General features: G+C 42.3%; 29 protein-coding genes. 1 reads left to right on the top strand and 28 read right to left on the bottom strand.

Annotation, left to right across the window (positions count from 1 at the left end; genetic code table 11):
* Positions 1-59: 59 nt before the first annotated feature.
* From scpB to EIZ39_RS06695, 27 genes are all read right to left on the bottom strand, one after another.
* Positions 60-611: an SMC-Scp complex subunit ScpB gene (scpB, locus tag EIZ39_RS06825; protein WP_483296025.1), complete on the bottom strand. Its 552-nt coding sequence runs from the start codon at positions 609-611 to the stop codon at positions 60-62.
* A gap of 22 nt (positions 612-633) precedes the next feature.
* Positions 634-1,395: a segregation and condensation protein A gene (locus EIZ39_RS06820; protein WP_129198780.1), complete on the bottom strand. Its 762-nt coding sequence runs from the start codon at positions 1,393-1,395 to the stop codon at positions 634-636.
* A 134-nt stretch (positions 1,396-1,529) separates the two neighbouring features.
* Positions 1,530-1,967 carry a peptidylprolyl isomerase gene (locus EIZ39_RS06815; protein WP_129198778.1) on the bottom strand — a complete coding sequence of 146 codons (438 nt, stop codon included), beginning with the start codon at positions 1,965-1,967 and terminating at the stop codon, positions 1,530-1,532.
* 101 nt (positions 1,968-2,068) lie between these two features.
* The gene (lysA, locus tag EIZ39_RS06810) at positions 2,069-3,391 is read right to left on the bottom strand and encodes a diaminopimelate decarboxylase (protein ID WP_129198776.1); all 1,323 of its coding nucleotides are present in this window, start codon (positions 3,389-3,391) and stop codon (positions 2,069-2,071) included.
* Between the two features lie 135 nt (positions 3,392-3,526).
* Complete coding sequence (locus EIZ39_RS06805) at positions 3,527-4,984, bottom strand: spore germination protein (protein WP_240675738.1); 1,458 nt, start codon at positions 4,982-4,984, stop codon at positions 3,527-3,529.
* A 46-nt stretch (positions 4,985-5,030) separates the two neighbouring features.
* On the bottom strand, positions 5,031-5,618 hold the full coding sequence (gene spoVAEA / locus EIZ39_RS06800) for a stage V sporulation protein SpoVABEA (RefSeq protein ID WP_129198774.1): 588 nt from the start codon (positions 5,616-5,618) through the stop codon (positions 5,031-5,033).
* Positions 5,619-5,627: 9 nt separating this feature from the next.
* Complete coding sequence (gene spoVAE / locus EIZ39_RS06795; protein WP_129198772.1) at positions 5,628-5,981, bottom strand: stage V sporulation protein AE; 354 nt, start codon at positions 5,979-5,981, stop codon at positions 5,628-5,630.
* Complete coding sequence (gene spoVAD, locus EIZ39_RS06790) at positions 5,978-7,003, bottom strand: stage V sporulation protein AD (RefSeq protein WP_129198770.1); 1,026 nt, start codon at positions 7,001-7,003, stop codon at positions 5,978-5,980. The genes spoVAE and spoVAD overlap by 4 nt, the downstream gene beginning before the upstream one ends.
* A gap of 16 nt (positions 7,004-7,019) precedes the next feature.
* The gene (spoVAC, locus tag EIZ39_RS06785) at positions 7,020-7,502 is read right to left on the bottom strand and encodes a stage V sporulation protein AC (protein WP_129198768.1); all 483 of its coding nucleotides are present in this window, start codon (positions 7,500-7,502) and stop codon (positions 7,020-7,022) included.
* A 94-nt stretch (positions 7,503-7,596) separates the two neighbouring features.
* Positions 7,597-8,352, bottom strand: coding sequence for an RNA polymerase sporulation sigma factor SigF (gene sigF / locus EIZ39_RS06780; protein ID WP_129198767.1), 756 nt, complete (start codon positions 8,350-8,352; stop codon positions 7,597-7,599).
* A gap of 15 nt (positions 8,353-8,367) precedes the next feature.
* A complete protein-coding gene (gene spoIIAB, locus EIZ39_RS06775) occupies positions 8,368-8,814 on the bottom strand; it encodes an anti-sigma F factor (RefSeq protein ID WP_129198765.1) in 447 nt (148 codons plus the stop codon).
* The gene (spoIIAA, locus tag EIZ39_RS06770; RefSeq protein ID WP_129198763.1) at positions 8,815-9,165 is read right to left on the bottom strand and encodes an anti-sigma F factor antagonist; all 351 of its coding nucleotides are present in this window, start codon (positions 9,163-9,165) and stop codon (positions 8,815-8,817) included.
* Positions 9,166-9,293: 128 nt separating this feature from the next.
* A complete protein-coding gene (locus EIZ39_RS06765; protein WP_129198761.1) occupies positions 9,294-10,454 on the bottom strand; it encodes a D-alanyl-D-alanine carboxypeptidase family protein in 1,161 nt (386 codons plus the stop codon).
* A 140-nt stretch (positions 10,455-10,594) separates the two neighbouring features.
* Positions 10,595-11,593, bottom strand: coding sequence for an ABC transporter ATP-binding protein (locus EIZ39_RS06760; protein ID WP_129198759.1), 999 nt, complete (start codon positions 11,591-11,593; stop codon positions 10,595-10,597).
* 80 nt (positions 11,594-11,673) lie between these two features.
* Positions 11,674-12,684 (bottom strand): ABC transporter ATP-binding protein, encoded by a 1,011-nt coding sequence (locus EIZ39_RS06755; protein ID WP_129198757.1) that lies wholly within the window; start codon positions 12,682-12,684, stop codon positions 11,674-11,676.
* 19 nt (positions 12,685-12,703) lie between these two features.
* Positions 12,704-13,630, bottom strand: a complete 927-nt coding sequence (locus tag EIZ39_RS06750; protein WP_129198755.1) for an ABC transporter permease — start codon at positions 13,628-13,630, stop codon at positions 12,704-12,706.
* A gap of 3 nt (positions 13,631-13,633) precedes the next feature.
* Positions 13,634-14,563 carry an ABC transporter permease gene (locus tag EIZ39_RS06745; RefSeq protein ID WP_129199153.1) on the bottom strand — a complete coding sequence of 310 codons (930 nt, stop codon included), beginning with the start codon at positions 14,561-14,563 and terminating at the stop codon, positions 13,634-13,636.
* Between the two features lie 281 nt (positions 14,564-14,844).
* On the bottom strand, positions 14,845-16,497 hold the full coding sequence (locus EIZ39_RS06740) for a peptide ABC transporter substrate-binding protein (protein WP_129198753.1): 1,653 nt from the start codon (positions 16,495-16,497) through the stop codon (positions 14,845-14,847).
* Between the two features lie 64 nt (positions 16,498-16,561).
* The gene (locus EIZ39_RS06735) at positions 16,562-17,029 is read right to left on the bottom strand and encodes an Lrp/AsnC family transcriptional regulator (protein WP_129199151.1); all 468 of its coding nucleotides are present in this window, start codon (positions 17,027-17,029) and stop codon (positions 16,562-16,564) included.
* A gap of 336 nt (positions 17,030-17,365) precedes the next feature.
* Entirely contained in the window at positions 17,366-18,184 is an 819-nt protein-coding gene (locus tag EIZ39_RS06730; RefSeq protein WP_129198751.1) for a purine-nucleoside phosphorylase, read from the bottom strand.
* Between the two features lies 1 nt (position 18,185).
* Positions 18,186-19,367 carry a phosphopentomutase gene (gene deoB, locus EIZ39_RS06725; RefSeq protein WP_129198749.1) on the bottom strand — a complete coding sequence of 394 codons (1,182 nt, stop codon included), beginning with the start codon at positions 19,365-19,367 and terminating at the stop codon, positions 18,186-18,188.
* 167 nt (positions 19,368-19,534) lie between these two features.
* On the bottom strand, positions 19,535-20,419 hold the full coding sequence (gene xerD / locus EIZ39_RS06720) for a site-specific tyrosine recombinase XerD (protein ID WP_129198747.1): 885 nt from the start codon (positions 20,417-20,419) through the stop codon (positions 19,535-19,537).
* A 131-nt stretch (positions 20,420-20,550) separates the two neighbouring features.
* A complete protein-coding gene (locus EIZ39_RS06715) occupies positions 20,551-20,790 on the bottom strand; it encodes a DUF4227 family protein (protein ID WP_164984942.1) in 240 nt (79 codons plus the stop codon).
* 113 nt (positions 20,791-20,903) lie between these two features.
* Positions 20,904-21,350, bottom strand: a complete 447-nt coding sequence (fur, locus tag EIZ39_RS06710) for a ferric iron uptake transcriptional regulator (RefSeq protein ID WP_129198743.1) — start codon at positions 21,348-21,350, stop codon at positions 20,904-20,906.
* Positions 21,351-21,491: 141 nt separating this feature from the next.
* Positions 21,492-22,133, bottom strand: a complete 642-nt coding sequence (gene spoIIM, locus EIZ39_RS06705; RefSeq protein ID WP_129198741.1) for a stage II sporulation protein M — start codon at positions 22,131-22,133, stop codon at positions 21,492-21,494.
* A gap of 80 nt (positions 22,134-22,213) precedes the next feature.
* On the bottom strand, positions 22,214-23,380 hold the full coding sequence (locus tag EIZ39_RS06700) for an endonuclease Q family protein (RefSeq protein ID WP_129198739.1): 1,167 nt from the start codon (positions 23,378-23,380) through the stop codon (positions 22,214-22,216).
* 5 nt (positions 23,381-23,385) lie between these two features.
* Positions 23,386-23,928: an NUDIX domain-containing protein gene (locus EIZ39_RS06695; RefSeq protein WP_129198737.1), complete on the bottom strand. Its 543-nt coding sequence runs from the start codon at positions 23,926-23,928 to the stop codon at positions 23,386-23,388.
* Positions 23,929-24,037: 109 nt separating this feature from the next.
* On the opposite strand from EIZ39_RS06695, the gene mciZ reads away from it, so the two are divergent.
* A complete protein-coding gene (gene mciZ / locus EIZ39_RS06690) occupies positions 24,038-24,166 on the top strand; it encodes a Z-ring formation inhibitor MciZ (RefSeq protein ID WP_129198735.1) in 129 nt (42 codons plus the stop codon).
* Here the strand turns inward: mciZ and EIZ39_RS06685 are convergent.
* Complete coding sequence (locus EIZ39_RS06685; RefSeq protein WP_129198733.1) at positions 24,105-25,226, bottom strand: DUF3866 family protein; 1,122 nt, start codon at positions 25,224-25,226, stop codon at positions 24,105-24,107. The genes mciZ and EIZ39_RS06685 overlap by 62 nt on opposite strands.
* Positions 25,227-25,245 lie beyond the last annotated feature (19 nt).

Raw genomic sequence — 25,245 nt, 5'->3', positions numbered from 1 at the left:
TCCACGTTAACTAAGAACATATTATACCAGAAACAAATTTTGCACTGCAAAAGATTTCTCTACGCTTTTTCCTTTAATTTTTGGAAAATCAGATCTACCTCTTGTTCTACTTCTTCGTCCACCGCAATGGATGGCATGGGTGGCAAGTCGTTTATAGATTTAAGTCCAAAGTAGTCCATGAACTCCTTCGTTGTACCATAAAGGATAGGACGTCCTGCTGTCTCTGCCCTTCCCCTTTCTTGAATCAGCTTCTTGCTCATTAATGTATTAATCGCCTTCTCACACTTGACTCCACGAATATCCTCAATCTCGGCACGGGTAATAGGCTGTTTATACGCAATAATCGCTAAGGTTTCTAAAGCAGCTTGAGACAGAGTAGCATGAGTTGGGGAACTAGCTAATCTCTCGAAATAGACGGCATGCTCAGGTAGGGTGGTTAATTGGAAGGCACCCGCAATCTCAATAATTTGTAAGCCGCGGCCGGATTCTTTAAACTCCTTTTGCATCTCATGGAGCATGTCCAACACACTAGCTTCCTCTACTTCTAGAATCTCCGCTATCGTTTTCGCATCTATTCCTTCATCCCCAGATACAAAGAGCAAACCCTCCATCACTGCTTTACTTTCATTCAACCTATCCACGGTGGGCTCCTCCCTTGCTTAGAGAAATCAGTATGTCATCGAAGAGAGCGTTTTGTTCGCATACAATTTCATGCTTTCTCATCATCTCTAAGATGGCCATAAAGGTCGTGACAATCTCAGCCTTGATAGGAGATTCAGCAAATAGTTTAGAAAACGGGATCGTGCCTTTCATAGACAGTAGATCACGAACTTCTCTCATTCTATCTTTTACAGACACCTCATCGCGGTGAACCCTTGACATAGGTTTAGATTCAGAGTTTCCTGACTTCGTAAAGACTTTTGATAAAGCATCCATGAGATCATACAATGTTACATCGGCTACAGGATTCTCTTCTACAATAGACATGTAGGCTGTTAAGTCCTCAGGAGTGCGAGTAAAGATTTTACTTCTGCCAATCTCCCGGTGCTTAAGTTCATCTGCTAGAGACTTAAATTTCTTGTACTCTAGTAATCGTTCAACAAGTTCCATTCTTGGGTCATATTCTTCTTCTAAATCTAACATCGGCTGAAAGGCAGGCTCTTCCTTTCTTGGAAGAAGCAGCTTGCTCTTGATTTCCAACAAGGTGGCAGCCATAACCAAGAACTCGCTGGCTATGTCTAGCTGAAATTCCTGCATGATATAGAGGTAATTCATATATTGTTCCGTTATAAGCGTAATCGGAATATCATAGATATCTACTTCGGCTTTATCAATTAAGTGAAGGAGAAGATCTAGAGGTCCTTCGAATGTATTCAGCTTTACTTCATAAGCCATCGTCGTCATCCTCGCCTGCTTCTTTTGGGCTGATGACTATTATACAACAAATTTTGTCGTTTAGAATAGATTAAAATAGCTGGTTACTATAATAAAGAGCCCACGAACAATCACGTCGTGAGCTCTAAAGAATCTTAAGCTTCTACAATGGTTACTTCTTTCATTTTATCGCCTTGCTTAATATCGTCTACGTACTCCATTCCCTCAACTACTTTTCCGAAGACGGTATGTACGCCATTCAAGTGTGGTTGCGGCTCATATACGATAAAGAATTGGGAACCACCCGTATTTTTTCCAGCATGCGCCATAGATAGAGAACCACGCTCATGCTTATGAGGATTACCTTGTGTTTCGCATTTAATCGTATACCCAGGGCCACCTGTACCCGTACCATGAGGGCATCCGCCTTGAGCTACGAATCCAGGAATGACACGGTGGAAGTTTAGTCCGTTATAGAATCCTTCTTTAATAAGTTTCTCGAAGTTCTCTACTGTTCCAGGTGCTTCATTCTCAAATAGTTCAACCTTAACTTGTCCACCTTTTTCCAAATCAATCACTGCATATTTACTCATATGTAACAGCACTCCTTTACCATTATGTAGACATACTACTTGATTATACGATAATCCAACTAAAAAAGAAAACCGGTACAGCGTGTACCGGTCCTTCGGGCTTACTTCGTGATCATCATACTGGCTGGAATTCGATCCTTCTTCACGATGTCATCGTAAGTTTCGCGTTCAACAACAATCTCAGCATTGCCGTCTTTTACAAAGACAACAGCAGGACGAGTAATCCGATTATAATTATTTGCCATGGCATAGCCATAGGCTCCCGTACAAGATACAGCTAGAATATCCCCGGAGTTCACCGTCGGAAGGTTGATATCCCAGATCAACATATCTCCTGATTCACAGCACTTGCCTGCGACAGAAACCAAGTCGTCTGCTGCTTCTCCCGCACGGTTAGCCAGCATGGCCTCATAGCGTGATTGATACAAGGCTGGGCGGATATTATCGGTCATTCCTCCGTCCACAGAGATATACTTGCGAATTCCAGGAATCGTCTTAACGGACCCTGTCTTATACAGCGTAGTTCCTGCATCACCCACAATACTGCGACCTGGTTCAATCCAGATCTCTGGGAGTGTATAATGGGCTTCTTGGAATTGCTTGCGTACCTCATTAGTAATCGATTGTATATATTCTCCAGCCTTCAGAGGAGTGTCTTCATTCGTATAACGAATACCAAATCCTCCACCAAGGTTAAGTACCTTCAATTCGTAACCGGTCTGCTGTCTTAAGTCAAATAGAAACTCAGACAACTTGGCAACAGCCGCGACAAACCCATTGGTTTCAAAAATTTGCGAACCAATATGAGAATGAATTCCAAGGACATTGAAGTATTCCATAGTTAGTGCCTGCTTCATGCCTTCCAACGCTTGCCCTTTAGTCACACTGAAACCAAACTTAGAATCATCTTGTCCTGTAGATATATATTCATGGGTATGCGCCGATACCCCAGGAGTCAATCGCAAAAGAATATTTACTTTTTTCTTTCGGTCTTTCGCCAGGGCATGAAGAAGTTCGAGCTCATAGAAATTATCTACAACAAAACAGCCAATTTCTGCATCAAGTGCCATTTCAATCTCATCGGGTGTTTTGTTGTTTCCATGAAAGTGAATACGGTCAGCAGGGAAGTCAGCCTTCAAAGCCGTGTATAACTCTCCTCCGGATACTACATCAAGAGAAAGACCCTCTTCTGCTACCAAACGGCACATGGCCATGGACATAAACGCTTTGCTTGCGTAAGCCACTTGGAACGAAAGGCCTGTATCCTTGAACGCATGCATAAAATCTCTACACTTTTGGCGGATTAGTACTTCATCATATACAAATAAGGGAGTACCGAACTTATTTGCAAGCTCTACTGTATCACAACCACCTATTTCAAGATGGCCTTGTTCATTTATTTTGCTAGTTCCATGTAGGTACACTTCCCTATCCCCTCCTCGGCCCGTATTTACGAAAAAAAGGCGCATAAAAACGCCATTTCATTTCAACATATATATCTATAAAATATACCACTATACTGTAAAAGTGACAACCTGTCTGCCTAATTGTCATCATGGCTATTGGCGCCAATTATTTTGCGGATGAACAATGCTCGGGCGCTTTTTCAGTGTAGGAACTGCCATCCTTACTAAGACATTTTTCATGGCACTCAAGTTAAAAGGAATAAATGGCCAAAGGTAAGGCGTATTCAGGGAAGTCGTTGTTACCAACATAATGACCAATAAAGTCGTTACAACCATGAACCCTGGTAACCCAAACACGAAGACTGCCGAAAGTAACAAAATCCTGACCATACGATTAGCAAGACTGAGTTCATAACTAGGGGTAGCAAACATCCCTATAGAAGCCACTGCCAAATATAGAATCGTCTCAGGCATAAATAATCCTACATTGATGGCTACTTCCCCGATGAGAATGGCAGCAATTAAACCCATTGCGGTAGCTAACGGTGAGGGAGTATGTACCGCAGCCAATCTCATGAGGTCAATCCCAATCTCAGCCAGAACAAATTGCCAAAATATAGGGATTGCTCCTGTTTCCCTCGGCCCGATAAACGCTAACTCGGCAGGTAAATAGCCTTTATTCATTGCATAGAATAACCAGATGGGGAGTAAAAATAAGGAAGCAAAGATCCCGAAGAACCGAACCCATCTGAGATATGCCCCAGCTATGGGCTTTTGACGATATTCTTCAGCGTGCTGGACATGATGGAAAAAGGTCGTTGGTGTAATCATCACACTTGGGGAAGTATCAACAAAAACTAAGACATGACCTTCTAATAGATGGATTGCAGCAACGTCTGGCCTCTCCGTATAACGTACTAATGGATAGGGGTTTAAATTTTTGCCTACAATAAATTCTTCAATAGTCTTTTCTGCCATCGGTATTCCGTCTATTTTAATTTCTTGCATTCTCTCTTTAAGAAGATCCACTAAACCAGGGTCAGCCACATCGTTTAAGTAGGCAATACAGACATCTGTTTTAGAACGGGTACCGACTTGGATCATTTCCATTCTCAATCTCTCGTCACGAATCCGTCTTCTAGTCAATGCTGTGTTAATAACTATATTTTCTATAAAACCGTCGCGTGCCCCACGTACAACCCGTTCCGTATCAGGTTCAGCAGGGCTTCGTCCGGGGTAGCTTCTAGCATCGATCAGTAATCCTTTATCCTCATCTTCAATAAGGAATAAGACTACACCACACATCACTTTATCTATCGCTTCATCGAAATTTTCTACGGTTTCAACCGACATATGCGTGGTATATCGTTCTAAAAAGTGTTTAATTGTATTTGGAACGACCTCTTCCCGCTTGAGATCCGACATTAAATTAGCCATTACGGTCATTAGCTTGGCGTCAATCAAACCATTCACATAAAAGAAGGCTACGTCTTTTTCGGCAAAATTCATCTCACGACACTTCATATCATAACTAACTTCCGATTGAATGCGTTCGTTAAGCAGTTTTTTGTTTAACTCTATTTTCTTAAAGAATTTCAAACCCTTTTTTATCGGGGCGCTACCTGTCTCGGCACCTCGGGTCTTATCCTTCTCTTTCTCAGGAGCTTTCGTTGCCAAGATACCCACTCCTCTCTAAGATGATTTCTACTGCTTTAGTAGTAACAGGCGCCCCATGGATATGATGATCACGTCCGTGCATCTTTCCGATATCCCCTACTCCTACAACAATCGGTACATTCAAACGACTTAGTACATCGACGGTATCCCCATCAATATGGGTCTTTCGATCACAATGTTCCACTCCATCTTTGTCAACAGAACATTGTGTTACCTGTGCATCGAGATTGACACATAGGTCGACATCGATCCCGTCCACCATAGGAGTGTTAGAAGCTACAGCAACGATACCCAATACATTCATATCAGGATGAGTAGCAACATATTCTAGAGCTCGTTCTCCATCCCCCTCACTTCCATTTCCATTATCATCAAACATTACAAGAACGGGATCATACTTTGCTCTCAACACTTGCTCCACAATCTCTTCACCTGTTAGAGGGGTAGGATTTCCACCTGACCTCGATATACAACGACCACCAATATTATGGGCTACAACTTCAATAGCTTTTTGCGCAACTTGATCTCCATCGGTAATAATAATGATGTCTCTCATGGTTGGTTTCATCTTTTTTCGTCACCCCTTCGGTTTAAAGACGAGTGCACCTAAAAATCCAAACACAATAGCGGAAGAGATACCGGCACTCGGCACTTCAAATATTCCTGTAACAATACCCACTAGCCCATTCGTCTCGGCCTCCGCCCATGCCCCATGGTACAAAGCATGTCCAAAGCTGGTTATTGGTACCGTCGCTCCTGCCCCCGCAAAATCAATCAGGGGATCATAAAGCCCAAGCCCATCTAGTACTACTCCAGCAACCACTAATGTACTCATCACGTGTGCAGGAGTCATCTTCGTTAGATCGAGCATAAGCTGGCCAATGAGACAAATTATTCCTCCGACAAGAAAGGCAATGAAATATTCACTCATCCTTCCTGCACTCCCTCCATGACCACTCCATGGGCTATACAAGGAATAGATTCACCTTGTTGAAAGCTTATTGGACTAAACAACGCTCCCGTTGCCACAACAAGTACTCTTCCAAATCTCCCATTTTGTAATCCATTCACGATATGGCTGTAAGTAACCACGGCACTAGAAGCACATCCACTGCCCCCTGAGAACACGTCCTGACTTGGACTGTATATCATCAGACCACAGTCGCTATAATGCGGTGTCATATCATACCCAAGATCCATCATCATATCCTTGAGAATGGCATAGCCAACCTTCCCTAGATCACCCGTAACAATTAAATCGTAGTCTTGAGGAGTCCGGTCCAGATCTTTAAAGTGTGTAGATATGGTATCCGCTGCAGCTGGCGCCATAGCACTTCCCATATCAAACGGATCCTTTATCCCGAGATCTGTTACCTTCCCTACGGTCGCATGCGTAATCCGGGGTCCACTAGCTCCTAACCCTACCACTGAGGCTCCTGCCCCCGTAACGGTAAACTGAGCATGAGGGGGCTTTTGTCCTCCATATTCCGTAGGGTAACGAAATTGCCTTTCTGCCGTTGAGTTATGGCTGCTGCATCCCGTTAACGCATACCTGACGAAACCTCCATCAACAAGAGCTGCCGCAAGAGCCAACCCTTCCATAGAGGTAGAGCAAGCACCAAACAAACCAAGCAAGGGAAGTTCTAGCCCTCTTGCTGTATAATTTGAAGTGATAATCTGATTAAGTAAATCCCCAGCTAACATCACATCAATTTCTTGACCTGTGATGTTGCTTTTTTTAATGGCTACTTCAGTGGCTTGGGCCATCATTTTTCGTTCGGCTTTTTCCCAAGAATCCTCGTTCGCATAGTTATCCTCGTGAACAATATCAAACTCTTCTCCTAGAGGACCTTGGCCTTCTAGAGGACCTGTAGCAACACCCGAACCCATGATGCGGATATCTTTACTGAACCTCCATGTTTGCCTGCTCACACGCGGCGGAACGTTCATCATATACCCTCCCTCCACTTTAAATCATAAGAAGCCATAGCTTTTTTATAAGAGCCATGAAAAAGGCAGCTACAACTCCGTAGACAATAACAGCGCCGGCTAGCTTGAACATATTTCCCCCAACTCCGAGCACCCACCCCTCACTTCGATGCTCAATGGCAGCGGCGGCAACAGAATTAGCAAACCCGGTAACCGGCACCGCAGAACCTGCACCAGCAAATTGACCAATGTTATCGTAAACACCAAACCCCGTTAGAAGCACAGCAATAAATATCAGAGTAGCCACGGTAGGATTTCCAGCATTTTGCTCGGTAAATCCAAAAAAGTAAATATAAAAGTTAGATATTCCTTGGCCCAAAGCACAGATTAAACCTCCAACCGTAAAAGCTTTTAAGCAGTTGTATGCGACCGGTTTTTTGGGCTTATATTTTTCTGCTTGTTTAACATATCCTTCTTTAGACCATTTCCATGAACCTTTTTGTTTTCCTTGAAGATTCGCCATTGTATACAAACCTCCAATGATGTTAGATGTTTGTATAACGTAGGCTTCCCGAACGGCATCGAGCTATAAGCGTAAAAAAAAACCAAATCAAACTTTACAGTTCGATTTGGTCTTTAATCATCTTTAATATTTTCTTCTCTAATCGGGATACCTGTACCTGAGAAATTCCTAAACGATCTGCTACTTCGGACTGAGTCTGATCCCTAAAATAGCGCAGGAACACGATAAGTCTTTCTCTCTCCGTTAACTTATTGATTGCTTCCTTTAATGCGATCTTATCAAACCATTTACCCTCATCACTATCTGATATCTGATCCATTAAAGTAATCGGATCCCCGTCATTTTCAAAAACGGTCTCGTGTATCGAAGAAGGGGCCCGATTAGCTTCCTGGGCAAAAACCACTTCTTCAGGAGTTACCCCGATCTCATCAGCTATCTCCACAATAGTTGGGATACGCCCAATCTTTTTTGACAGTTCATCCTTTGCCCTGCGAACCTTATTGGCCATTTCCTTTAACGACCTGCTCACCTTCAATGTTCCGTCATCCCGAAGAAAACGCTGGATCTCGCCGATAATCATAGGAACCGCATAGGTTGAAAACTTCACATCATAAGACAGATCAAACTTGTCCACTGCCTTTAGCAAACCAATGCAACCTATCTGGAACAGATCATCAGCTTCATAACCACGGTTCAAGAAACGCTGGACAACTGACCATACTAAACGAATATTACAATTGACCAGTTTTTCACGAGCTCCTTGATCCCCATTCTGACTATCCTTTATCAGCCGCTTAACTTCCTCGTCGCTTAAATAGGGATGATTGGCATTTCGTACGTCTGTTTCCATAGGCATATCTCCCTACTAGTTGCAAAGTGCTTGATTTTTTACAAGATTTTTCCTTAACGTCACCCTAGTACCGATATTTTCTCCAGTTAATATTTCAACAGAGTCCATGAAATTCTCCATAATGGTAAATCCCATGCCTGAACGCTCCAATTCTGGCTTCGTTGTAAAGAGAGGCTGCCTTGCCTCATCTACATTGCCGATTCCAATCCCTTTGTCCTCAATCATGATCTCGATATATTCGTCATTGTAGTGAGTCACGATCGTAACCAATTGCTCTTCATTCTCTTCGTAGCCATGAATAATAGCATTCGTAACCGCTTCAGAGACTGCTGTTTTAATTTCCTCAAGCTCGTCCAACGTCAAGTTCAACTTGGAAACAAAAGCAGCAACAGCCACGCGTGCAAAACTCTCATTCTCACTCTTGGCAGCTAGATCAATCTTCATATAGTTCTTGTTATGCATTTAAGCCACCCCCAGTAACTGAAGGGCTTCGCCTTCATTTTCCCTGATTTTGATAATCTTAAAGAGACCAGATAATTCAAACAAACGATAAATTAAAGGATTGATGGAGCAAACCACCATCTCGCCTCCACGACTCGTAATCTGTTTATATCTCCCTAAAATCACACCAAGTCCAGAGCTATCCATAAAATGAAGGTGTTCTAGACTGAGAACGATATTTTGCACATTTCCCTTTAAAATCTTTTCCTCCATCTGCTGCTTCAGGTTTTCTGCGGTATGATGGTCCAACTCACCGCTTAGGCGGACGATTAGCACATTTGATAAGACCTCAAGATCAACATGCAAACTCAAGTTCACTCACTCCTTGTAAATTCTGTCATAGGGTAGTTTTCTACAAGGAGAAAGGCAATTCCTGCCAGTCGACAAAACTAGAAAAAAAGCGAGATGCCTTGTCGTTTGAAAAGGCATCTCAAAGTAGGCTACTCATGGATGAGGATCAATCGTTTGGTGGCTCTCTTCATTAACTCCCACCAAGTTGCCTTCTCTACTGGTGCTTCAGCCATCAAGCTGAGTTTTGCTATCTCTTTGCCATCCTTGCGAACAATCATTTCACCGAGAATTTGCCCTTGCTCAACAGGAGCTACGACATCCTTTTTCACTACAATTTCCTTCTCAAACTCTTCTGGCTTTTCCCCTTTTTTCGACAAGATACCAAATGGTTGAGGGGCCACTAAGTTCACTTTTTCAACCGAACCTTTGTTCACCTCTACTTGAGTAATGACATCCCCTTTTTTCACTAATGGGAAGGACTGATACTGAGAAAATGCATAATCAAACATCTGTGTAATTTCTTTATTTCTCGTCTTTGAATCGGGCTCCCCCATAACAACAGCCACTACTCGCATATTGTCCCTCTTAGCTGTTGCTGTTAGGCAATACTTCGCTTCTGATGTATACCCTGTTTTTAAACCGTCTGCCCCTGGGTAAAAACGCACTAATTTGTTGGTGTTCACGAGCCAGAATGGACGGCTTGAGTCCTTGCGTAAATAATCTTGGTACAAGCTTGTATATTTCGTAATTTCTTCATGCTTTAGCAATTCTCTTGACATCATCGCAATATCATGGGCTGTAGAAAAATGATTGTTGGCCGGAAGCCCATTTGTATTTGCGAAGTTTGTATTTTGTAATCCCATTTCTTTCACTCTTTGATTCATTTTCGTTACGAAAGCCTCTTCTGTTCCAGCGAGATGTTCAGCCATGGCAACGGAGGCATCATTTCCTGATGCAATAGCAATTCCTTTTAACATTTCTTCTACACTCATCATCTCACCAGGTTCCAAGAAGATCTGTGAACCTCCCATCGAGGCAGCGTACTCGCTCGCCCTCACCTTGTCCGACAATTTAATTTCGCCGCGTTCCAGCGCTTCCATGATAAGTAACATAGTCATTACCTTCGTGATGCTTGCAGGCGGTAGTTTTTCATTTGAATTTTTCTCATAGATGATTGTACCCGTATCTACTTCAATTAAAATTGCAGATTTTGCATTAGGAGCCAAGTCTAAGGCAGGTTCCTGTGCAAAGCTGGAAATGGGTAGTAAACATAGCATCATAGCAACCAACAGCGCAACCTTCTTTTGCATAATCTCCCTCCAAAAGTAAAATCGTTCAATGAATAAACTCTAATTCAATTCTAGTCTGGACATTTTGCTGGATATATATACCAAAGGAAGAGAACAAAAAAAAGAAAGTTCCGCAAAACAGAACTTTCTTCTTTTCTATATTATTTATCATTATAGATATGACAAGCTGTAAAATGACCAGGCTTAACTTCCTTCCACTCTGGTTCTTGCTTAGAACAAATATCCATCACTTTCGGACAACGAGTTCGGAAATGACAGCCAGATGGAGGATTCATTGGGCTCGGTACATCCCCCTGAAGCACAATTCGCTCACGACTGCGCTCTAACTCAGGGTCTGGGATCGGAATAGCAGATAATAGAGCTTCAGAGTAAGGATGAAGTGGTTCAGCATATAAAGTCTCACTCTCAGCCAACTCTACCATTTTACCAAGATACATAACCGCAACACGATCACTAATGTGTTTTACCATGGATAAGTCATGAGCAATAAATAAATAAGTTAATCCCATTTTATTCTGAAGCTCTTTTAACAGATTCACCACCTGAGCCTGAATAGATACGTCAAGGGCCGAAATGGGCTCATCACAGATGATAAACTTCGGTTCAACGGCAAGCGCACGAGCAATTCCGATACGTTGACGCTGACCCCCACTGAATTCGTGAGGAAAACGATTTATATGCTCAGGGTTCAAACCTACTAATTTTAAAAGTTCCTGGATACGCTGTTTGCGTTTTTCTCCAGTAGCTAATCCATGAATATCAATCGGTTCACCAATAATATCTCCCACCGTCATACGAGGATTAAGGGAAGCATACGGATCTTGGAAAATCATTTGGATCTCTTTACGCATTTCCTTTAATTGCTTAGGGGATAGCTTTTGGATGTCCTTCCCTTCAAACAGTACTTCTCCTTCCGTTGCATCGTACAAACGAAGAATGGTTCTACCAGCTGTTGACTTACCACATCCGGATTCTCCAACAAAACCAAGGGTCTCCCCGCGATGAATGACAAAGTCTAGGTTGTTTACTGCTTTAACAACGGAATCACCAGCATTAAAGAACTTTTTTAAGCCCTTTACTTCTAATAGTACTTCGCTATTCTTTTGTTTTTGTTTATCTTCACGAAGTTGTACTGACATCGCTTTTCACCCTCCTTCATCTGCTTGCGTAACTCTCACAAGCGTGTTCTAGCCCACAGTGGGACAATCTGTATTTTTACTTACTCAGACCCGACCGCACTAGGGTTGACTTCTTTAGCCATAGGATGGTTCAACCAGCAAGCAGCTTTATGGGTTTTACTCATATCCTCCATTTGAGGGTCCAGCTGAGTACAAACCTTCATAGCATAATCGCATCGTGGAGCAAACGCACACCCTGTTGGTGGGTTTAACAGATCTGGCGGAGTTCCAAAGATCGGAACAAGTTCCTCATCCTTTTTCAAGTCAAGGCGAGGTACTGATTTGAGTAAGCCTTTTGTATACGGATGTTTAGGAGAGTAGAAGATTTCATTCACTGTACCTGTTTCAATGACCTGTCCTGCATACATAACGACGACACGGTCACAGGTTTCCGCTACTACCCCTAGATCGTGAGTAATCAAGATAATAGATGTTCCTGTTTTCTCTTGAAGGTCCTTCATAAGATCCATGATCTGCGCTTGAATCGTTACGTCTAAAGCTGTTGTCGGTTCGTCGGCTATCAATAATTTAGGCTGACAAGCTAACGCAATCGCGATCATCGCACGCTGACGCATTCCCCCGCTAAACTCATGCGGGTATTGCTCAACACGAGCCTCGGGATTAGGAATTCCAACCAGGCGAAGCATTTCAATCGCTCTTTCTTTTGCTTCCGCTCTAGAGAGACCTTGATGCTTAACTAAGCCTTCCATAATTTGTCGCCCAATCGTCATCGTTGGATTAAGGGAAGTCATTGGATCCTGGAAGATCATCCCCATATCTTTTCCTCTGACTTTTTCCATCTCTTTATCGGATTTCTTTACGATATCTTCGCCTTGGAAGAGAATTTGACCCTGCTTGATTTGACCCGGAGGCATCGGGATCAATTTCATAATCGTTTGGGAGGTTACGGATTTACCACAACCAGATTCCCCTACAATGGCGACAGATTCCCCTTTGCCCACGTGAAAATTCACGCCACGAACGGCCTTTACTTCTCCTGCATACGTATTAAATGACACATGCAGGTCTTTGACTTCGAGGATTTTTTCCATTTCCTTATTTCACCTCCGATTATTTACGTAGACGAGGGTCTAGTGCATCACGCAATCCATCACCCAGTACGTTAAAGGCTAACATCGTGATACTGATAAAGATGGCTGGGAAAAATAAACGCCATGGATAGTAGCGAAGAGCTCCAAGACCATCACTTGCCATCGTACCCCAACTTGCAATGGGTGCTTGTACCCCTAGACCCAAAAAGCTCAAGAATGCTTCGGTAAATATCGCACTTGGCACCGTTAGAGTCATCGTAACAATAATGGGACCCATTGCGTTTGGAATCAAATGTTTGAATAGTATACGAGATGCACTTGCACCTAGAGAACGAGCGGCAAGAACATATTCGAGTTCTTTCAATTGAAGAATCTGACCTCTTACAATACGGGCCATTCCAATCCATCCGGTAATCGTCATAGCTACAATGATCGTGAATAATCCTTGCTCCATTACAACCATTAGCATGATTACAACTAGCAAATACGGAAGTCCGTTAAGAATGTCGGCAAAACGCATCATGAGATCGTCCACTTTACCGCCCTTAAAGCCGGCAATACCACCCCAGATAATTCCAATAATTAAATCGATAACAGCAGCAGTAATCCCGATAAATAAAGAAATACGTGCACCATACCATACTCGCGTAAACATATCGCGTCCCAAGTCGTCTGTACCAAACCAGTATTCTGCACTTGGTGCTAAGTTTTTAAGTTTTAAGTTCGTATCATAGTAGGTATAACCATTGATAGAAGGGCCAACTGTGGCCATAATGGCAAGGAAAACCAAAATCCATAAACCTACCATGGCTAATTTATTAGCTTTTAAGCGTCTCCAGGCATCTTTCCAGAAAGAAAGACTTGGCCGCGTGATTTCCTCTGCTTTGTTTAAGTCTTTTTGGACCGGTTGGAACAAGTCCTTCGTTAATTTCACTTGTTGTGACATGATCTATTTCCCCTTTCCGGAGAGTTTAATCCTAGGATCTATGATTCCGTAGAGGATATCTACCAACAAAATCATAAATAATAGAATTACACTATAAAATACGGTTGTACCCATAATAACCGTATAGTCACGGTTGCTTATACTTGTCACGAAGTGACTTCCGAGACCAGGGATACCAAAAATTCTCTCGATAACAAACGTCCCTGTCAAGATACTCGCGGACAAAGGCCCTAAGTACGTAATAACAGGCATTAGAGCATTACGCAATGCATGAACAAAAGTCGTTTTAAATTTGGTCAGTCCTTTTGCTTTAGCTGTTTTAATATAGTCTTGAGCTAATACTTCAAGCATATTGGAACGAGTCAAACGAGCAATAAAGGCCATCGGTAATGCTGCTAGAGCAAAAGCTGGCAATACGATCTGTTCAATCGAACCCCATCTAGCAACAGGGAACCATCCCAATTTCATAGCAAATATATATTGAGAGAACGTAGCTAAGATAAAGCTAGGCACAGAAATCCCTAGAACGGCAATGACCATAGCCGTATAATCCTGCCACTTATTGTGGTATAGAGCCGCAATCACACCCAATATCAATCCAAAACTTATAGCAATAAATAAGGCCGAAAGACCGAGTGTAAAGGAGACGGGAAAACCGTCATTAATAATATCATTTACTGTTCTTGCCTTATATTTAAATGATGGACCTAGTTCCCATGTTACAACGGATCCCAAATATTTCACATACTGCACATGTATAGGATCATTTAATCCATAATGCTCCATCATCGATTCCAAAATCTCTTTTGGAACAGCCTTCTCTGAAGTAAAAGGATCTCCAGGTATTGCCTTCATTAAGAAGAACGTGGCGCTGATAATAAGGAACAAAGAAAGAAACACAAATATTAAACGTCTTAATAAGTAGCGTGCCACCATTACACCTCCCATAAAACTTTCTGTTAATTCGACAACATTCGACTTTTCAGCTTTTCCCCAAATAGTAATCAAGGTATATGGCGAGTCCAAATAAGACTCAGCAACATATACCTTGAACACGCAACTTAGATGTTAACCATGATGTAGTACGCCTTGTAAGGCTGTTGTAATGGGGCTTTTATATTTGCGTGTTGATCTAAGCGGATCCTGAACACTCGCTCAATTACTCTATCATGTTCATTCATCTTAGATCAACACTAAAGAATTACCAGTCTAGATTATTCAATATAAGCGTACTTATAGTCTACATCTCCCAAACCATGTAGAAGGACGCCTTTTACTTTGTCATCCTTCACATAAGATTTGGTGTAGAAATAGATTGGTGCAATTGGCATTTCATCCATCAGAATTTGTTCAGCTTGAGCTAGAATTTGCTTACGCTTATCTGGATCAGCTTCAACTGCAGATTCGCCTAGTAAACGTTGGAAATCAGCATTTTCCCATAAGGTATCGTTGTTTCCGCCGTACTTATCTTTGTAAAGTTCTAAGAAGTTGATTGGATCATTAAAGTCTCCCAACCATCCCATACGTCCAACTTGGTAGTTTCCGCTATGCATTTCTTCTAGATATACTTTCCATTCCATATTTTCAAGTTTCACGTCAATACCAAATGCTTTCTTCCATTGGTCTTGGATAGCTTGAGCTATTTTTTGGTGACTTTCACTTGTGTTGTAGCTTAGTGTAACGTCCAATTCTTCCTTGGTCATCCCGAGCTCTTGAAGTCCTTCATCAAATAATTTCTTAGCAGTTTCTAAGTCGTTATCCTTGAAGTAGCCTTCATTCTTAAGTCCCATGGTTGGAGGAACCGCACCCATTGCAGGGATTTGATCTGCCTGCGTAACGTTGTCAATGATGGTTTGACGGTCCATTGCATAAGCAAAAGCTTTACGCATCTTAACATTGTTAAATGGTGGTTTTTCCGTTTGGAATTTATACCAGTAAGTTCCTGCAATTGGATAGATATTTAATCTACCTTGGTCCTTAAGTGTCGGAATCGCATCAGTTGGCAGGTCAGATGTTGGTGCACCAGCCCAATCCAATTCCCCATTCTCAAACATGTTGAATGCTGTAGCATGATCTTCAATCATAGCAAAAGTAATACGGTCAAGTTGAACTTTATCAGCATCCCAATATTGATCATTCTTCACGATTTCAGCAATATTGTTATGTTCCCACTTATCTAATTTAAATGCACCGTTTGATACATACTTATCCGTTGCATCATTCGCCCAATCTTTGTTAGCCTCTACAATATTCTTATTAACAGGCATATAAGTGTAGAAAGCAGTCAATTCTAGGAAGTAAGGAGTTGGATTCTCTAATTCTACAACCAATGTTCTCTCATCAGTAGCTTTAATTCCAACTTCGTTTACATCCTTGATTTCGCCCTTGTTAAATTTCTCCGCATTCTTAATTACATAGAGCTGGTAAGCATAGTTTGCTGCTGTTTCTGGAGCAAGGACGCGCTCCCACGCATATTCGAAGTCATAAGCAGTTACAGGGTCACCGTTAGACCATTTTGCATTTTCACGGATGGTGAAAGTGTAAGTCTTAAGGTCTTCGGAAACCTCAATTTTTTCAGCTGCTGCTTCATGAGGATTTTCATCTTCTCCAATACGAGTAAGACCCTCAAACATTTGGCGAATTAATGTTCCGGAAGTACTATCTTCAGCAAGACCTGGATCGAGCGTAGGAGGTTCGCTGTTGATGTTTAGACGCAATACTTGAGGTGCCTTATTCTCTTCTGTCGCACCTTGATCTGCGGGCTTGTCAGTGGATGGCTGAGCTGTGCTTCCGCCTCCACATGCTGTCAACACTAGGCTTGAAACCATAGCTGTAGACATTAACTTAACCAACGTCTGTTTCTTCATGTTGTGAGTACCCCCTAATGATTTTTGTTTGTGTTTATACTTCATCTCGCATCAAATCGGGTAACTAGTCGTCACAATCATCCGGTCTGATAAAAGAGAAAGAATCCTTGTACTGTTTTAACTCGATGGATACATCGGCAGAAATGATACCCTCAATCTTGGAGAGGTCATGGTTTACGAATAAAACCAACTCGTCATTCGAACGGAAGTAAGCTTGAATAATCAGATCATTGCGTCCTGAGAAAGCTCCGATAAAACGTACAGAAGGAAAATCTCTTAATTGAACGGCTACTCGTTCTTGCAGTCCTAATTGTGTCTTAATTCCAATAATGGCCTGAACGTTTAACCCTACTTTATTCGGATTGGTATGGATGATAAATTCAAACACTTCTTCTTCCTGCATCTTGTTAATGCGAGCTCGTATTGTCCCTTCGCTCACCTCTAGCAATTGAGCCATTTCCGTATAGGAACGGCGTCCATCCTCTTGTAACAACTGCAAGATTTCAAAGTCTAAACGATCTAGTTTTTTCATCATTATTTCTCCACTGTTATCCTTAACGTTTTGAGGGCCCCCGCGCATAAATACGATTATATCATTTTCTTCAATAATTTCTACGCATTTCGTAAAAAAAATAAATAGAACCAATCCTGATTTTATATAAATTCATATAACTGTATTTTTACTTAATATCAAAAAACAAAACTTTTGTTTCATCTGAATGTAAGCGATGTCACACGAATAAATATTAGTTCTCTGAATCTTAGAACTTTACGATCGAGATAAAAAACGTGCACCTCAGAGCTAGAAGTGCACGTTTTCATTAACATTATTGGCAATATTCTTCGATATTCGCAGGAATTATCTACGCTATAATTCTTTCACAATTCCTTTTACTAACCCTAAAAATTTTTCTTTGGCTTTTTCTGCGGTTTCCATTACCTCTTCATGAGTAAGCGGCTGAGGCAATATTCCTGCAGCCATATTGCTTATGCAAGATATTCCCAAAACCTTCATCCCGCTATGGCGCGCCACTATGACTTCCGGCACCGTAGACATTCCCACAGCATCTGCACCAAGCATACGCAACATCCGAATCTCAGCCGGGGTTTCATAGCTAGGTCCCGTTAACCCTGCATATATTCCTTTTTTCACTTCAATCCCTTGCTCTTTCGCTACTTGTTCAGCTAATTGAACAAGCTCTTTAGAGTAGGCCTCTGACATATCTGGGAATCGTACGCCCAACCTCGAGTCATGTGGACCGATCAGCGGATTTCTACCTGTCATATTGATGTGATCTTCAATAAGCATCAGTTCCCCAGGTTCAAAGCTCGTATTGATTCCACCTGCGGCATTTGTAACTAAGATTTTCTGAACCCCTATCGCCGCCATAACCCGTACAGGAAAAGTCACCGTATCTAGAGAATACCCCTCGTAATAATGGAATCTACCTTGCATGGCCACGACCAGCTTTCCGTTCAACTGTCCAATAACCAGTTGCCCCTTATGTCCTTCCACGGTGGAGGTGGGGAAATGAGGGATCTCATGATAAGGGATCGCAATAGGATTTTCAATTTCATCAGCAAGTACGCCGAGACCCGACCCGAGAATAAGTCCGATCTCTGGAGCCTCATGAAGTTGGGCAAGAATATATTCTTTTGTCTCCTGAATTTGCTCTATAGTTTGCATCTTATAATCCTCCTAGGTTCTTAAGAAAACTATTACCAATTTCCGGCTTCGTAATGCCAAAGTTTTCTGCTACTGTAGCACCAATATCAGCAAAGGTCTCACGAATACCCAAATTCTCTCCTTGGGTCATTCCAGGATGAACACAAAGGATGGGAACATATTCCCTTGTATGATCCGTTCCCGGATGCACAGGATCATTGCCATGGTCCGCGGTGAGAATGAGTAAGTCGTTCTCTTTTAACTTCCCTAGAATTTCTGGCAGTCGCTCATCAAACTCAACAAGTGCTTGTCCGTAACCCAGAGGGTCTCGGCGATGTCCGAACAAGGCATCAAAGTCAACTAGGTTTAAGAAAGCAAGACCTTTAAAATCCCTCTCCATTACCTCAAGCAGTTTATTCACACCATCCATATTGTCCTTGGTCTTTACAGAATCGCTAACTCCTTCACCCGCATAGATATCTGAGATTTTACCTATGGCAATGGAATCATACCCGGCTTCGAGTAGGCTGTTCATCACGGTCTTTCCTGGTGGCTTTAACGAATAATCTCGGCGGTTGGCTGTTCGTTTGAATTGACCAGCTTGACCTACGAAGGGACGAGCAATGACTCTTAATACAGGAAAATCGCTATCTTCCATTGTAAGCTCTCTAGCCACTTCACAAATTTTATAAAGCTCGTCTAGAGGAACGACTTCTTCATGGGCAGCAATTTGAAAGACCGAGTCGGCTGATGTATACACAATGACATCCCCTGTGTTTACATGCTCCTCTCCTAATTCTTCAATGATCTCTGTACCTGAAGCAGGCTTGTTTCCTAATACACCACGACCAATTCGCTTAGAAAAGGCCTCAATCAATTTTGCTGGAAATCCATTTGGGTATGTATGAAAAGGAGTAGATACCTTGAGGCCCATGAGCTCCCAATGCCCCGTGCTCGTATCCTTGCCTACTGATACTTCAGCCATCTTGCCGTAGTGCGCTTGTGGCGCCGCCAGGGCTTCAATTCCTAGAAGCGGTTCGATGTTTCCTAGTCCCAATGCTTGCATATTAGGAACTTTTAGTCCATTCATCTTTTCAGCAATATGACCTAACGTATGAGAACCTTTATCCCCGAACTGATCAGCATCAGGCAACTCGCCAATGCCAACGCTATCTAATACAATTAAAAAAATACGACTAAACAATCTGTTTTACCCCCTGAACAAATCATATTTACTTTTTTCATTTTCCCCAACTCATTCACATTTTACCGAAAAAGAACATTATAAATGTTCTTGTCCAGGCAGACAAAAAAACGCTCGGAATCGAAACGATTGACCCACACCTAGGTCTCTTCCGAAGAGCGAAATATTCAAGCCCTTGGGTGTGCCTTTGAATAGACTTCCCGAAGCCTCGGCTTGGTAATTTGTGTATAGATTTGTGTAGTGGAGATATCGGCATGACCCAGCATTTCTTGGACCGACCTTAAATCTGCTCCATTCTCTAGGAGATGAGCAGCAAAGGAGTGTCTTAACGTATGAGGCGTAATGTCCTTACTAATATTCGCCTTGTCGGCATACTTCTTAATCAGCTTCCAAAACCCTTGTCTAGACAGTCTCTTTCCTTGTTGATTCAGGAATAACGCTTGTTCATCCTTATCCTTAATAAATCCAGGTCTTCCCTTTAGTAAATAACTCCCTAGTGTATCAATGGCATATTTCCCAAGAGGAATAATTCTCTCGCGATTCTTGTTCGTACACTTGACATAGCCAAGTTCTAGATTAACCTCTTCCAGATCAACGGCTAACATCTCAGACACCTTAGCTCCTGAAGCATAGAGAAGTTCAAGCATTGCTTTATCTCTTAATCCTGCCGGATCATGAAGATCAGGCGAGCTCATTAATCGTTCAACCTCGTTTACGGTTAAAATCTTAGGTAGCTTCTTCTCTACCTTCGGCGATTCAAGATGAATAGTAGGATCTCTATATAAAACTTGTTCTCTTAGCAAATATGAATAAAAGGATCGAATGGATGCCAAGTGCCGAGAGATAGTAGAGGCAGCTCGACCCTTCTCTTTTAGGTAATAAAGAAACTGAGTCAGATCGTCTTCCTTTACTTTTTTCAGGTCGAAAACATGTTTGGATTCCAGGAAGTCAACGTAGAGAAGAAGATCTCTGCGATAAGAGTCTATCGAATTCTTAGCAAGTCCTTTCTCTGTTTGCAGGTAGGTCATAAACTGATTCAACCATGTTTCCATTGCGGTTCTCCTTTATTGGCAGATTAGAATTTGTTAGATGTCTCGCATTCTTTATCTGCATAAGTGCAACATTTTCTAATAGAAGTATTCCACTTCCCTCTTTTATTTTCCTGCATGACCTTCGGATTTTCTCATTCTCCGTACCAATAGAATAATTTGAGCCTTTCAATCGCTCCATATTCTGTTCTGGGATACAGGTGATCTTCCACTTTCATCACCTTCACCGCCCTTCCTTCTGGCTTCCTATAAGGATTGCTTGGTTTTATTACATCCGAGAAAAAGGATATTACACTAAAAAAGATAAACGTCGTTACGACAAAGATGATAATCAGTCTGACTCCTTCAAATAATCTTCGAAAAGATATAAACATAACCCACCGCCCAATTCCTTTCGGACAAGATTGATTCATTTTTATTCCTATTATGGGCGAATTATACATATTAGAAACAAAAAAAGAATCGCTAGGCGATTCCCTTCACATTTCTATTCCGCTTCACCTTGGCAGCGATGACATACCCCATGGAAAGTTAAGCGGTGATCTGTAATTCTAAAGTTAAAGTCTCTTTCTACAATTTCTTCAACCTCATCGAGCAGATCATCTTCAATTTCATCCACTGTACCGCATTGTACGCATATAAGATGGTGATGGTGGTGTGCCTGGTTCTCTGCTCGGAACTCGTATCTCGCTACACCATCTCCAAAATTTATTTTATGAATGACTTTAAGCTCGCTCAATAATTCCAATGTTCGATAGACGGTAGCGAGGCCAATTTCAGGGGCCTTCTCCTTAACAAGCAAATACACATCTTCTGCACTAAGATGATCTTCCTCATTCTCCAATAAAACTTTGACCGTGGCTTCCCGCTGGGGTGTCAGTTTATATCCATGTGAATGCAATTGTTGTTTAATCCGGTCTATTCTTTCTTCCACGTCTATTCCTCCCCACAACTTGAACGCCATTGTCTATTTGTCGTCCTATCCGGCCACAAGTACTCGGTTATCACTTCATCCATTATAGAAGAGGCACGTAAAAGAAGTCAAATATGAAATTTGCTCATGGGCAAGACTCTATCATTTCATAACATGGCTGACAATTTGCTTCATGATCTGGGGAGAAACAAAAGCTTCGAACATGGAACTCACACTCAGTAGAACTCCCATGAATACAATCAACGCCGAGTATCGGAGGAAATGTTGGTAAATAGGCTCCCCTCTCCTTAAAAATCGAGAACGTATCAGCCGAAGAGAAAAGGAGATGCCAGCCGTGCCTACAATAATAATGGCTGGAATCGCGATAAGGTTTTGCGGAAGAACGGACAAACCCGCGAGTACGAGGCCGTTCCAGCTCCATTGGTTCACGAGAAACCCTACGGTAAAGCCGATTACTAATCCTTTGAGAAACACCATAACCAGAATCACTGGAAGCCCAATAATAGATAACCCTAGAATCCACATGAACCCAATGTATTTCAGATGGTCCCCTATGGAATGTTGGAAAGCTATTCGAGGATTCGTATCCGCTCCCTGATGCATTACTTGAAAAAACTCCCCAAGATATCCTGACAGCTCTTGCTTTTGTGTGAGGGACAAGGAGTTTACAATAACAGAGCCAAAGCTTACCCCCATGGTAAAGAGGACAATAATGAATAGGTAGAGAGAAAGGTTTTCCCTAAGATGCAATTGTATAGTTTGTCCAAATTTACTTTGCCGCATCCTATACCTCCCAAAAATCCGCTGTATCTGTTGGTTTATATATTCACTGTATGCGAACGGACAAACAGATATGAATAAACTTAGGAAAGGATTTTTCCGTAGCGGCCTCCTCCGCCAACTTCAAGCACCATTTCTCCTGAACGGTTTTTTAGAATCAGGTTCGCGACTTTTTCTCCTACGACCGATGCCAATTCCTCCTGTTTGGCAACATGCAGGATATTCATTTCCGTCTTGAAGTGGAAAAGCAGCTCCTCCATCTTCTTCGGTCCTAAGCCAGGAATAAATTCCAATGGCACCTGATGAATATAAGCTGGCCGATGAGGGGGATGGACGGGTGTTACACGATCCGCAATTTCGATCAGGCGATTATATACCCCAGTTATGAGTTGAAGATGTCCGCAATAGGGACATCTTCCTTCTGCATGCTCCCGAACCAGCTCTTCACATCTGGCGCACCTCGTCATATGATACTTCCCTAACTTAGGATGCAACCCATAATTGGCAGTGACTTTTCTGCCATCCTCTCGCAACAAAGCCATGAATAATTCCTTGAAGGAGCACTCCTGCATTTGCATTTTTTGGTACTCCCGTGCGATTTTGGGTAAGGAATGAGCATCTGAATTTGTAACGAAAGTCTTATTAGCCAATTCAGATAAACAATCTGCCATTTCCGAATCAGAGCTTAATCCTAGTTCCACTGCTGGAATGCGAGAAGTATCCAACAGCTCCTCCATCGATGAACTACAGTTACCGTATATACTTTTGAAAGGAGTGAAGATATGGGCAGGAATCATGAATCCCTCCCCTAGGGAAACCCGATCTTGCAGCTCTTGTGCCGTTGTATAGGCGCGTTGCGTGCTAAGTTGAATATTTTTAACTCGTTTAGCTAGCCAAGAGGAAAATTCCTTCATGTCTCTGACCGTAGGAAAATAAACGAGGAAGTGGGCGGTTCCACGAGTTTCAAATCGCAGTTCCACCTCACTTCCTAAAATAATCGTGGTGTCTTTATATCTCAGACCTCCTCTTGGCAACTCTTGGACAAGGCCGGCCTGAATCAAATCGGCCATCTCCTCTAGCACCTCTGGGGAGTGCATATCAATAATGCCAACCATATCTAAGCCCTTCCGATCAGCCGCTTCTTCAAGGATCCTAGAAAAGGTCAAAGTCTTGGATGCGGTAATTTTGACAGCCTTCCCCTTATAGGTACGGCCAATATGGATATGGAGGTCTGAAAAGTATTCTCTCATCCCACTTACCTCTTTAATAAAGTATTTTCCCAGTAGTATATGGCAAATATCGTTTTTGCATCAATAATATCGCCACTTTGAATATACTCAAATGCTTGCTCCAGTGTGACTTCCACGAGATCTACAAACTCATCTTGATCTGGCTGTGCATCCCCAGACTCAAGGCCACTAGCCTCATAAATATGAATGATTTCGTTGGCAAATCCTGGCGATGTGTAAAAAGAGCTAACAAACTTCATTTCCTCTGCCCTATAGCCCGTTTCCTCGATAAGTTCTCGCTCCGCACAAACTAATGGCTCTTCTCCCTTTTCTAGCTTTCCTGCAGGTATCTCTAAGATCGTTTTCTCTAAAGGCTTGCGAAATTGCCTAACCATAATCATTCGATTCTCGGGCGTAATCGCGATCACGGCGACAGCTCCTGGATGCCGGACGATCTCGCGTTTTGCCAGCTTTCCGTTAGGCAGCTCCACTTCGTCTACTTGAAGAGTAATCACTTTCCCCTCAAAAATCACATCGCTTTTTACTGTTTTTTCATTAAATTTGCTCATGGTAGATCCTCCTTCAGTTCTAGCTTGTCCTTTCAGTTCATATGCTCATAGAAACCTTGGCGCTGTCATTAATAAAACTCATATCCCCATGTAATAGGAGGAGTCATTTATGAAGATTTATTACCATTCTAATACAATTCGCCTTTCAGGGAAAGTTTGGGAAATTCGTGAGAAACTTAAGGAATGGTCGAAGCTTTCCATAACACTCCAAGAGCTTCTGAATCAGAAAGGACACTAGCTTCTGCGCGTTGAATAAACATGGCAAAATCAGCAGCCAACCCTACCGACTCATAAAACAACGGGTCGTCCTGGAAGGACCTCCCCATCGTAGTAATAGCATAAGGATATTGACTTAAGCACGCCTCTAATCGGTGAATTTTTTCCCTGTTTCCGCGGATCCATCGATGCAAAGAGGCTGAAGTATCGCTCTTCGAGGCAACATCCTCTAGGATCGGTACGTATACAGGAGCCAGCGTATGTTGAAGTACCGTCAAGGTATGGTGACTAATCCCCTGATGCCTTTTGCGTAAGTCCGCTTCTCCCACTCGTGGTATCGACACTGGTAATCCTTTTAAGGTATGGGTTGCATGGAGAATCTCTACTTGTTCCATTCCTGAGAATCCAAGAGGAGTGCCTGTTCCAACTATTCCTGGCCCCATTAAAACCAAGGTGATATCCGCTCGAAGTATATGTTTTGCTGCTAGAAGTCCCGTATAAATATTCACGGCCTCCAAGTCTCCACCAAAAGAATGACCAATGGTAATCGTTCCATCCAGCCAGCCATTTTCATTTAGTCGTTCCACGTGCTTACTAAATGCCATCGGAAGAGAGGCCTTATCTGTCATAATATAAGCGATGCGTAGGGACGGGTCTATTTTCTTAATATATGTAACCACAATAGGCAGCATACTATGTAGACCACCTACTAGAACAGGCATCCCTTCTATTGATTGATGTTGAAGAAACTTTTCGTGATAGGGACTCCCTTGTTCTTCACAAGAACCGGTTGCGAGTTGGTGGGGAGTATATCTTAATTTCATAATATGGTGACTAACCTTGATCGAACTATTTATTTCACTATCTAGGTTATGCATAATAAAGTGATATCCTCCGGTGCCTAACCCTAATGCTACTGCCGTCGTATTTACCACAACACGATGCCCAATTGCTGATACCCCTGTTATCAACGGATAATTGATGGCTTTTTCACGTTTGCCATTAATATCTACGTAAACTTCTTGAATCTCATCTTTACTTCGAATAATATCTGTAACTATTCCATGAGCAGTTTGTATCATAAGACTCCTCCGTCATAAG

This window comes from Ammoniphilus sp. CFH 90114 (genome assembly GCF_004123195.1).
Classification (GTDB): Bacteria; Bacillota; Bacilli; order Aneurinibacillales; family RAOX-1; genus YIM-78166.
The sequence above is the reverse complement of the archived record's forward strand: the minus strand, read 5'-3'. Positions and strand labels throughout refer to the sequence as shown.